Genomic DNA, 10,741 nt, shown 5'->3' with positions numbered 1-10,741 from the left:
CCTGCACCGGAGGTCGTCATCTGGCCAACGGAACCGAGCAGATCAGCGCCGCTCGCTCACCCCGCCATCGTCACACGGCCGACGATGCACTAACTTCGAACCTGGGCCACCGAATGGGGGCAGGCCAAGCGGGATCGGCGTCCTCGCCGCCATCGTCGAGGCCGGGGCCTTTTCCCGGGCCGGCGAGGCGCTCGGCCTGTCGCAATCGGGCGTTAGCCGGGCGGTGTCCCGACTGGAGGGGCGTCTCGGCATCCGCCTGTTCCACCGCACCGCCAGGGCCGTGACCCTGACCGACGAGGGCCGCCGTTTCTACGAGGAGGTCCGCCCACTGCTCGACGGCCTAGAGGATGCCGCCACCCGGGCCGCGGGATCGGCGCGAGCCGTGCGCGGGCAACTGCGGATCAACACCGATGCCGCCTTCGGGCACTTCGTGCTGGCCCGAAGGCTCGGCGATTTCCTGCAGCGATTTCCGGACCTTTCCGTCGAGGTGGTGGTCCGGGACCGCATGGGCGACCTCGTCGCGGAAGGCTTCGATGTCGCCGTCCGGTTCGGCGAGCCCGAGCCGTCTGCGCTGATCGCTCGGCTGCTGCTGCGGACGCGGGTGCTTACTTGCGCGACGCCCGACTATATCGCCCGTCATGGCCGACCCGATCACCCCTCGGACCTGGACAGCGGGGTTCATACCGTCATCCAGTTCAGGAACCCCGCCACCGGACATCCCTTCGATTGGGAATTCCACCGCGGCACGGAGCGCGTGGCGATCCGGGGCAGCGGTCGTTTGACGGTGAACGATACGGGGACGCTGCTCGGCGCCTGCTTGTCCGGCCTCGGCATCGCGCAGCCGTTGGAGCTCTACGCCAAGGACTACATCGAAGACGGTCGCCTGGTGCCGCTCCTGGAGGCGTGGACGGGGGAACGCTTCCCGCTCCACGCCTACGTCCCGACCCGGCGGCACACCTCCGCCAAGGTCCAGGCGTTCCTGGCCTTCATCGGCGAGACGGCCAGGTCGGCAGAGATATCTCACTGACCGACCCATGCCGACGCATCACCAGCGATGGTGCCAACCTGCATGACGGAACCCGCCCCAGCGATGGCCGCCGCCGTGCCAACCGAAGCGACGATGCCAGCTGTAGTGGTAGCTGTAGTGCCATCGGCGGCCGCCCCACCCGTGATGGCCGATGCGATGGTACACGGGGCCGTAGGCGAGCGGACGGAAGCCGAGGTTCGGACGGCACCAGCCGTAGAAGCCACGGTGGAAGCCGGGGCCGCAGCCGTCACGGGCCTCAGCGGCCGAGCCGGCCGTGAGAAGCCCCGCGGCGAGGGCAAGGGGTACGACGATCCTGCGGAACATGTCTCGCTCCTGAAGTATCCGGCACGCGACCGGACGTGTGGAAAGGGAAAGGGTTTGGACGGCTCAGTTCGGCCAGCAACGGCGCCCGTAGGGCCCGATGTGGAAGCCGGCCGGACAGGAAGCGCCACGAACGTAGCCACCGGCCTGACCACCGGTTCGGCAGCCGCCGTAGGGGCCGCGATGGGCGTAGGGTCCGCAGCCGCCGTAGACCTGGATGATCTCGGCACCATCCGACCCGTTCGAGACGGCATCCTGGACCAGGGGCGCGGCGGTGGCCGGGACCGCGATGGCGGCCAGGAAGGCGACCGGGGCGAGATACTTCAGCATCGTTGCATCCTCTGCTCTCGTCGGGGCTCGGTGCCGCGACCGATGAGGGCAGGATCGTCCCGGGCTTCTTCCCGGATGTGACGGGCGGATGCGTCGGCGTAACGATTTGTAACGACGGCCTGGGTGGTCAGGCGATGGCGGGCAGCGTCAGGACGAGCCGGGCGCCGCCGAGCGCGGTCGCCTCGGCCACGACGGTGCCGCCATGCGTCTCGGCGATCTGCCGGGCGATGGCCAGCCCCAGACCCGTCCCGCCGGTCCCGCGGTTCCGGGAGCGCTCGATCCGGTAGTACGGGCTGAACACCGCGGAACGCTCCGATTCTGGAATACCGGGGCCGTCGTCCTCGACCGCCACCTCGCAATCCGGACCCTTGCGCCGTACCGCGACCGCCACCGAGGAGCGCCCGAACTTGACGGCGTTGCCGATGAGATTAGCGAGCACCCGGCGCAGGGCAACCACGTCGCCGGCGACGACGGCGTCCGGTATGTCCTCGCCGGTCAAGCCGATGTTCACGCCCTGTGCGGCGTGCTCGGCGACCTCTATGGCCACGAGGTCGCCGAGATCGACGGGTGCACGGCCGACCTCGACGGCGGTGCCACGGGCGAAGCCGAGCGAGGTGTCGAGCAGGGCGGTCATCGCGTCGAGATCCTCGACCAGTCGCTCCCGGCGCTCTGGTTCGGTCACGCCCTCAGCGCGTAGCCGCAGGCGGGTCAGACACGTCTTCAGGTCGTGCGAGATCGCGCCGATCAGCAATGAGCGCTCGCCCATGAGGCCGACGATGCGCTCCTGCATGGCCTGGACGGCCTGGGACAGACGGCGGATCTCGGGGGCGCCTTGCGGAACGAGGGCAGGCTCGGGGGCACGACCGTCGAAGCGGGAGACCGCCTCGGTCAGCCGCCGCAACGGCGCGAGTTCGTGACGTGCGCCGACGAGGACGAGGCCGGCTACGACGAGCCCAAGCACCGCGACCCACAGGCTCAGGGGCTGGCCGAGCAGCCACGGCATCAGCGAGTGGTGACGCTCGATGGCGGAGACGACGACCGTCCGGCCGTCGGGCAAGGCGTAAGTGGCGGTCGCCAGACGGCCCATCACCTTCCGGTTGTCCGCGTTGGCGACTTCCGCCGGATCGACGCCCCTGTGCAGCATGTCGACATCGGTGAAGGCCCGAACCTGGCCATTCGCGTCCCCTGTCAACCGCCGCAGGCGCGCTTCGAGACGCGGCTCGCGGATTAGTCCGGTCTCGGACGGAGGTGCGTCCGTGATCTCGGCCCTCAGGGCTTCCCCGTTCACTGCCTTTAGGATCGCCGGGCGTTGCGCGGGGTCCGCGTCCCGCAGCAGGGTCATGATGCCGGCGGCCTGATCGAGGCGGGGGAAGCGCGTGGCGTAGGGCGAGGCCTCCTCGCGCCGCTGCCACTTGTCCACCGCGACGGTGGCGAGGACGAGCAGCGAGAGCGCGCCGAGCAGGATCAGCATGATCCGGCCGAGCAGGCCGATCCGCGCCATCACGATGCCCGTCCCACCGGCGCCGCCAGGATGTAGCCGGCGTTGCGCACCGTCTTGAGTAGCGCCGCCGCGGCGCTGCCCGAGGCATCGAGCTTGTGCCGCAGGCGGCTCACCTGCACATCGATGGTGCGGTCGAAGGCGTCGGCCGTCCGGCCGCGCGTCCAGTCCAGGAGTTGGTCGCGCGAGAGCACCCGCTGCGGCCGGGTGACGAAGCAGTGCAGCAGGTCGTACTCGGCGCTGGTGAGGGGGATCTCGGTCCGTGCCTCGCCGACCGTCACCCGGCGTGCCGGGAGGTCGATGACGAGATCGACGACGCCGAGCATCTCGGCGGCGTCCTCGGACGCCGGGGCGCCAGTCCCCTGTGACCGTCGCAGGACCGCGCGGATGCGGGCCAGCAGGACACGCGGGTTGAACGGCTTCGAGACGTAGTCGTCGGCTCCCATCTCCAGGCCGAGCACCCGGTCGATGTCCTCGTCCTTGGCGGTCAGCATCACGATGGGCGGCCCGCTCGCAGCACGCAGGCGCCGGCAGATCGAGAGGCCGTCCTCGCCGGGCAGCATCCAATCGAGGACGATCAGGTCCGGGGCGGGTCCGGCCGCGAGAAGTCGGTCGAGACCTGCGCCTCCGTCGACGCCGACGACGCGGAACCCCTCGCCCTCCAGATAGCCCGTGAGTTGGATGCGGATGTCGTCGTCGTCCTCGACGATGGCGATGGTGATGCTGTCGGCCATGACGCGAGGATAGGCCGCCGCGACCGGGCCGCAACGCGAAACCGGCCGCTGTCACAAAACGTTACATGGCACGCGCATCTCGTCACATCCTGGATCGGTCCGGACGCGATGGTCACCGGCATCGCAACGGAGGCCCTCGGATGGGCCCCGACGAAACGAGGCGACGGACGTATGGCTCCAGCCCAACTGGCATCCCCGCTCTGGCATGTCGTGACCGCGCTCGCCGTGGTGGGGACGATGGCCGTCCACGGCGGCACGGTCGACGCCGCACCGCGAGAGGTCGCGGCCGTGACGTCCCGATCCGGCGATGGGAGCGAGACCTATCGCGGCTACCGGATCGAGATCGCTCCGGATGTCCCCAACGCCGAACTCGTCCGGCTGCGGCAGGCGGCCGAGCACCAGGTCGACCTCGTCGAGGCCACCGGCCTCGATGCCCGCACCAAGGCGTTCCTACGGGGGGGGCCGGTGGTGGTGCAGAGCGGCTCGGGCGCGGGCAGCCACTACAGCGGTGGTGACAGCGTCACCATCGCGGTCGCGGCCCCGGGCGACGACCGTCCGATTCTGCTGCACGAGTACATGCACGTCTACCACTTCCGGATGATGCCGGACGGCAACCGGAACCCGGACATCCTAACCTTCTACGAGCGGGCCAAGACGGGCGGGTTCTACCCGGCCAACGCCTACCTGCTGAAGAACCCGGGCGAGTTCTTCGCGATGACCGCGAGCGTCTACCTGCACGGCAAGCTGGCGCGCGAGCCCTTCACCCGCGAAGAGCTTCGGCAGAAGCAGCCGGTCTACTTCGGCTACCTGAATCGTCTGTTCGGCAGCCCGCGTGCCGTATCGACCGAGACCCTGCAAACCTCCGGGACGGTGCGGCCATGATCATCGACCGACGCTCGCTGGTTCTCGGCACGGCCGCCCTGCTCGCGGCGGGCCAAGCCGTCGCCGATACCGCGTCCCTTCGGCTCTGGCCGGGTGACCCGCCGGGTGGGGGCGGACCCGACGGGTCGCCCGAGGTCGACGGGAAGGGGGCGGTCAGCAACATCGCCGTTCCTGGCCTGGAGGTGTTCGCGCCTTCCCGGTCGACCGGCACGGCGATGCTGGTCGCCGCCGGCGGCGGCTACAAACGCATCGAGATGGAGAAGGAGGCTCGCCCCGCCGCCCGCTGGCTCGCCGCGCGGGGCATTACGGCGTTCGTTCTGAGCTACCGGCTGCCCCGGGAGGGCTGGGCCGACGGACCATTGGCCCCGCTGCAGGACGCGCAGCGCGCCCTGCGCCTGATCCGGTCGCGGGCTGGGGCGTACGGGGTCGATCCGGATCGGATCGGCGTCCTGGGCTTCTCGGCCGGCGGCCACCTGGTGGGTCTCGCTGCAACGCGATCGGCCTTCGCATCGTATCGCCCGATCGATGCAGCTGACAACCTGCCCGCACGCCCGTCCGCCGCGGCCCTGATCTACCCGATCATCACCTTGGAACCGCCCTACGACCACACCTCGACGCGCGCCCAACTGGTCGGTCGCCACCCGACGCCGAGCGAGAGCGCGGAATGGTCGGTCGAGACCCATGTCCGGTCCCGTTGTCCGCCGGTCTTCCTGACTCAGGCGGCGGACGATCCGATCTCCGACATCGCGAACAGCCGGATCATGGTGCAGGCGTGCGAACGCGCCGGTGTCCGCGTGGAGGCGCATACGCTCGCCAGCGGCGGCCACGGCTTCGGGATGGGCCGGCCAGGCACGCCGAGCGCGCAATGGCCGGGCAGGTACGAGGCCTGGCTGCGAACGGTCGGCGCTCCGGCCTGACATCCGACGACCACCGATCATGGGGAACACCATGAACCCGACGCGATCGCGACCCGTATCCGCATGCGTCCTGGCCCTGCTCGCCGGGCCGGCCATGGCCGACACCTTGCCGCTCCGCCACGGGGCCTACGTGACGGTCGGCACGGACTGCAAGGATCCCCCGAACGTCGCCCTGCGGACTTACGACGGCGCAGGCATCGGCAGTTCCAAGTCGAACGACTGCAGCCCCCGCGTCGTGTCCCGGCAAGGAAACGTGTTCGAGATCGAGCAGTCCTGCCGGCAATACGGCGGACCGGATCTCCCCCGGGCGACCGAGCGTTCGACCGTTCGCGTCGATGGTCCGACGGCCTTCACCGACCTGACGAACGGTGCAGCCGAAGGCTACCGCCTCTGTCCCGAACTGAAGCCTTGAGCATGCCGGTCGAGGATGACGGAGGACCTGGGATGACCCGTGCGACCGAGACCGTTCACGTGGCCTACGGCGTCTCCAGGGCGGATGCGATCCGCGACGCCCTTCGTATGGAAGGGTGTACGGAACGCGTGGTCGCGCTTCCCGCTACCCTGAGCCATGGCCCCATCGATCCGCCGGACCCGGACGCGCGCCAGGCGTGGGTCAGAACCGTCCTGCGGTGCGCTCCCGACGATGACTGGCGCGAGCCCGAGGAGCCTTGGGCTGAAGCGACCACGGCCGACGTGTATCCGGTTTATTGGGTCTGTCTGACCGATGCCGGGGAGCACGCCTTCTTCCTGGAGTTCGCCTCCCGCATGGCCGTGCGTCCGTTCGACATCGTCAATGCGACCGGTCTGGACTTCGTCACCCGGGACGGCGTGCGATCGCCGTGGTCTCTCGGTCTGATGCGGCCCGAGGACATCGTCACCTCCGGCCTGAGGGAGAGACGACGCCCCTACTCAGAAGCCGAAGCCCACGCGGCGTCAGCGACATGGGCACGGTTGCGGGCCGAGAATGCGCCGCTCCGCATCGTGCGGGACGGATGCCTGGTGTCGGCGCCGTTGACGCACTTCGATGCCGCCCTCGTCGCGCAGGGCAGGCCGGAATGGGAGATCGTCGCCGGGTTAATCGGCCGGGCGTTGCATCACCTGTCCTTCGAGGTCGACCCACCGGGCCAGGGCGTCGGCGACGTCGTCCTGTTCGGCCGCGTGCTGGCGCTCGCCGCCGCGGGTGCCCTCGACGTCAGGGGCGCCGGGCCGGGGATGCGCGACTACGAGGTTCGCCTTCCGGCCATTCGTCCGCATCCGGACAGGATCCCAGGCTAATCAAGTCGGTGCCCTCGATAGGATGATAGGAATGATCGATACCTCAAGCCTCAACGTCCGCCGCGCCGACCACGTGGGGTTCGCCGTCGCCTCCCTCGACGAGGCGCTCCGCTTCTGGGTGGAGGGGTTGGGCGCACGTCTGGTGCGGACCGGCGACATGGGCGGCGAGTTCCTGGGGCAGGTCACGGGTGCCCACGGCGCGCGGGTGCGCATGGCAGTGGTGTCGCTCGGGGGGCAAGTGGTCGAACTGCTTGAGTATCGGGGAACGAGCCCACCTGCGGCGGCGCCCGCGCCGTTCGATCCGGGCTCTGCGCATCTTGCCCTGATCGTCGACGATCTGGACGCGGTCTTGTCCCGCATCGCAGGCCATGGCTGGAAGGCTCAGGGCATACCGCAGCCAATCCCCACAGGCGAACGGGCCGGAACGCGAGTAGTCTATGCCGTCGGTCCAGATGGTTCCACCATCGAGTTCATGCAGCCGCCGCCCGCTGAGCGCCACGCGACTTTGACTTAGGATAGAGGTCGAGCCGTTTTGGTCTTCGTTAAGGCACCGCATGGTCAATCCTGAGCTAAATCCAGGTCTGATTCAGGGCGAAGGGTCAGGCCCCAACACGTTGTGAAAGTCAGGAACGCTCAATTCCAGTCAATTTTTGTGGACGTCGACCATCGACCAAGTCGGGCGAATGTCCACATGTCGCGGATTTGCTATCCTAAATAAATAAAAATCTTCAATGTACGATCTAAATCAAATACAAACAATACTTTAACGCCAACTTCGTCATTGGTCATAAACAAAGATGCCCATACAGGGCGGTCTTTCCATAGATCCTATTAACGAGTGAGGCGACGGCTACATGACAGAGATCAAATTTGCGAGCAGTGCCGTTTCACGGCGCACTATGCTCGTCGGGGCGATGCTGAGCTCGGCATTCGCGGTTCAACCGTTCCAAGCTTGGGCAGACTCCGTGGACGATCCGTCGATGGCAGGTCCGCTCGGAGATATCTTCATCGGGGCTTCCGACGCCAAGGTGACGTTCATCGAGTATGCCGCCGTGACCTGCTCGCATTGCGCAGCCTTCCATAACGAGGTCTGGCCGGGCATCAGGTCGCGTTGGGTCGACACCGGGAAGATGCGCTTTGTCCTACGTGGCTACCCGCTAAATCCACTTGATACGGCCGCCTTCATGCTGGCCCGCGCCGACGGTGGGCGAAACTATTACCCCATCACGGATTTGCTATTCGAAAAACAGGCATCCTGGGCCTTTACCGAAAAGCCTCTCGATGCGATGCGCGACCTTCTCCGGCAGGCGGGCTTTGACAAGACCAAGTTCGATGCGACTGTCTCCAACCAAGCGCTTTACGAACAGGTCAAACGTGTGCAGGCCCAGGCGGTGAAGGTGTTGAACGTTCATGCCACTCCGACGCTGTTCCTAAACGGCGAACGCCATGAGGGCGCCTTGAATAGCAAGGCGTTTGACGAGATCGTCCAGAAGATGTTGGTTTGAGGTCACTTATAACTTCATTGTAACGCGAACTTACGTTTGCGAGCATGTAGTAGCTGAAACGAGTGTATCACGTGGGCTTCTGCCGGAACGTCTGCTCCCGGTCAAAGGGCTATGGTCCTGTTCCCATCCCTAGCCGAAGTTGGTGGACCTCCAACGAATGGCCGCTTTCGGGAAGCGCGGATGGCTGTCTGCATGGCTAGCTTGGGTCGGCACCCGCCGGTCCGCTCTACGACCGGGTTGGGTGGAGGCTGTGTGAAAAGAGGACGCCAAGCTGGGGATGTCCGGCCGCTTGGGAGAGCGGCGGGCAGGCTTTTTGCCCCCCCCATCCCGATCGTTGCAAGATCGCAAGGAAGCTCAAAGAAATCTGCGACGCCGATCGTTCGATCCCTGGATCTGAAATCTTCGACAGACAATCAGCGATTTATGGCAACATATATTTGATTTGATACTTTTTGTGTTAGACTTAGCCTCTGGCGGAGGCCCGGGATGACACGCTTTGTCCAAGCTGCAGATCGTCACCAGGTTGCCCTGCTTCCTGATTGCCTGGACGATTACGTCACGTAAGATAATCCAACCCGCGTCGTCGATGCGTTTGTCGACGAATTGGATCTCGCAGCACTCGGCTTTGCCGGCGTGACGCCCGCCGCCACCGGTCGACCCGGCTATCACCCTGCGACGCTCTTGAAGCTCTACCTGTACGGCTACTTGAACCAGATCCCGTCCAGCCGGCGCTTGGAGCGGGAGGCTGGCCGCAATGTCGAACTGATGTGGCTGATCGGCCGCCTCGCACCCGACTTCAAGACGATCGCCGACTTCCGACGCGAGAACGGGGATGCGCTTCGCGCGACCTGTCGGCACTTCGTGATGCTCTGCCGGCAGGTCGGTCTCCTGGCCGGAGGCGTCGTGGCCGTCGACGGCAGCCGGTTCAAGGCCGTGAACACGCGCGACCGGAACTTCACCCCGGCCGCGGTCCGCAGGCGCATCGAGCAGGTCGAGACGAGCATCGTGCGCTACCTCGCGGCCCTCGATACCGCCGACCGTCAGGAGGCCGAGGTGACAGAGCTTCGAACCCCACGCCTGAAGGAGCGGCTCTCTGCACTCCGGGATCGGCTGCGCGCGTTGCAGGCGATGGAGACGCTCGTCGAGGCCGCGCCGGACCGACAGATCTCGCTGACCGACCCCGATGCACGGGCCATGGCGACGAACGGTAAGGGCACCGGGCTCGTCGGCTACAACGTTCAGGCCGCGGTGGACACGAAGCATCACCTCGTCGTCGCCCACGAAGTGACCAACGTCGGCCACGACCGCACCCAGCTCGCCACTATCGCGGGGCAAGCTCAGGCCGCCTCGGGCGAGGAAGCCATCCAGGTTCTGGCGGATCGGGGCTACTTCTCCGGTGAGGAGATCCTGGCCTGCGACCGGGCGGGGATCGCGGTCACCCTGCCAAAGCCGATGACGTCCGGTGCGAAGGCCGAGGGCCGATTCGGCAAGCAGGACTTTGTCTACCAGGCGAGCGACGACACCTATCGCTGCCCGGGGGACCAGACGCTGACCTATCGCTTCGAGAGCATCGAGAACGGGATGACCCTACGGCGGTACTGGACGTCGGCCTGTTCGAATTGCCCGATCAAGACCTCCTGCACGCCCGCCGAGCAGCGTCGCATCACTCGTTGGGAACACGAGCACGTGCTGGAAGCCGTCCAGCGCCGGCTCGACGAGAACCCGAACGCGATGCGTGACCGCCGCCAGACGGTCGAGCACGTCTTCGGCACCCTCAAAGCCTGGATGGGAGCGACCCACTTCCTGACCCGGGGGCTGAGGAACGTGGCCGGTGAGATGAGCCTGCAGGTTCTTGCCTACAACATGAAGCGGGTGATCGCGATCCTCGGTGCCGGCCCGCTCATCGCAGCCATCCGAGGCTGAAAGCCCGGTCCCTTTGGGCCTTGCGCTGTCAGGTCCGTCCAGTCCGCAAACGCGTTCTCACACAGCCTCGGTGGTAAGCGGACCCTGGCCTTTCGCCCCGTAGCAAACGTTCAGCCTTCGGGCCTTTCGCAACAACGAAGCTCACGGAACCGTGATCGCCCTTTTCACAGCGTTTGTATTCGTTATTCAGCCCCGCCCTCTAAGACCCCGTTTCATAATGGGGTGAGCGGCAGGTGTCGCGGGCGTTGGGAGAGTGTCTGACGCTCACCCTGGATCGCCGATGTGGACCCCTACCGCTCGCACCGAGCTTGCGCGCGAAAGCCGCCCCT

General features: G+C 66.8%; 11 protein-coding genes and 1 pseudogene. 8 read left to right on the top strand and 4 right to left on the bottom strand.

Annotation, left to right across the window (positions count from 1 at the left end):
* The first annotated feature begins 133 nt into the window (after positions 1 to 133).
* Complete coding sequence (locus tag FV234_RS23985; RefSeq protein ID WP_147832126.1) at positions 134 to 1,027, top strand: LysR family transcriptional regulator; 894 nt, start codon at positions 134 to 136, stop codon at positions 1,025 to 1,027.
* Positions 1,028 to 1,045: 18 nt separating this feature from the next.
* Here FV234_RS23985 and FV234_RS23980 read toward each other — a convergent pair whose 3' ends face one another.
* The 4 genes from FV234_RS23980 to FV234_RS23965 all read right to left on the bottom strand — a co-directional run bounded on the left by FV234_RS23980 (position 1,046) and on the right by FV234_RS23965 (position 3,910).
* Positions 1,046 to 1,351 carry a hypothetical protein gene (locus FV234_RS23980; protein ID WP_147832119.1) on the bottom strand — a complete coding sequence of 102 codons (306 nt, stop codon included), beginning with the start codon at positions 1,349 to 1,351 and terminating at the stop codon, positions 1,046 to 1,048.
* 63 nt (positions 1,352 to 1,414) lie between these two features.
* Positions 1,415 to 1,678: a hypothetical protein gene (locus tag FV234_RS23975; RefSeq protein ID WP_147832117.1), complete on the bottom strand. Its 264-nt coding sequence runs from the start codon at positions 1,676 to 1,678 to the stop codon at positions 1,415 to 1,417.
* Between the two features lie 127 nt (positions 1,679 to 1,805).
* Positions 1,806 to 3,179 (bottom strand): HAMP domain-containing sensor histidine kinase, encoded by a 1,374-nt coding sequence (locus FV234_RS23970; protein WP_147832115.1) that lies wholly within the window; start codon positions 3,177 to 3,179, stop codon positions 1,806 to 1,808.
* On the bottom strand, positions 3,179 to 3,910 hold the full coding sequence (locus FV234_RS23965; protein WP_147832113.1) for a response regulator transcription factor: 732 nt from the start codon (positions 3,908 to 3,910) through the stop codon (positions 3,179 to 3,181). Before FV234_RS23965 ends, FV234_RS23970 begins: the two co-directional genes overlap by 1 nt.
* Before the next feature lie 171 nt (positions 3,911 to 4,081).
* Here FV234_RS23965 and FV234_RS23960 point away from each other — a divergent pair, with 171 nt between their 5' ends.
* The 7 genes and pseudogenes from FV234_RS23960 to FV234_RS23930 all read left to right on the top strand — a co-directional run bounded on the left by FV234_RS23960 (position 4,082) and on the right by FV234_RS23930 (position 10,412).
* On the top strand, positions 4,082 to 4,792 hold the full coding sequence (locus FV234_RS23960; RefSeq protein ID WP_147832111.1) for a hypothetical protein: 711 nt from the start codon (positions 4,082 to 4,084) through the stop codon (positions 4,790 to 4,792).
* Complete coding sequence (locus FV234_RS23955) at positions 4,792 to 5,709, top strand: alpha/beta hydrolase (RefSeq protein ID WP_147832124.1); 918 nt, start codon at positions 4,792 to 4,794, stop codon at positions 5,707 to 5,709. The genes FV234_RS23960 and FV234_RS23955 overlap by 1 nt, the downstream gene beginning before the upstream one ends.
* 31 nt (positions 5,710 to 5,740) lie before the next feature.
* Positions 5,741 to 6,121, top strand: coding sequence for a hypothetical protein (locus tag FV234_RS23950; protein ID WP_210250970.1), 381 nt, complete (start codon positions 5,741 to 5,743; stop codon positions 6,119 to 6,121).
* A gap of 32 nt (positions 6,122 to 6,153) precedes the next feature.
* A complete protein-coding gene (locus tag FV234_RS23945) occupies positions 6,154 to 6,984 on the top strand; it encodes a DUF3658 domain-containing protein (RefSeq protein WP_147832106.1) in 831 nt (276 codons plus the stop codon).
* Between the two features lie 31 nt (positions 6,985 to 7,015).
* A complete protein-coding gene (locus tag FV234_RS23940; protein WP_147832104.1) occupies positions 7,016 to 7,498 on the top strand; it encodes a VOC family protein in 483 nt (160 codons plus the stop codon).
* A gap of 340 nt (positions 7,499 to 7,838) precedes the next feature.
* A complete protein-coding gene (locus FV234_RS23935; RefSeq protein ID WP_246686294.1) occupies positions 7,839 to 8,489 on the top strand; it encodes a thioredoxin domain-containing protein in 651 nt (216 codons plus the stop codon).
* Positions 8,490 to 8,975: 486 nt separating this feature from the next.
* Positions 8,976 to 10,412, top strand: a pseudogene (locus FV234_RS23930) (IS1182 family transposase).
* Positions 10,413 to 10,741 lie beyond the last annotated feature (329 nt).

The sequence above is a fragment of the Methylobacterium sp. WL8 genome (genome assembly GCF_008040045.1).
Classification (GTDB): Bacteria; Pseudomonadota; Alphaproteobacteria; order Rhizobiales; family Beijerinckiaceae; genus Methylobacterium; species Methylobacterium cerastii.
The sequence above is the reverse complement of the archived record's forward strand: the minus strand, read 5'-3'. Positions and strand labels throughout refer to the sequence as shown.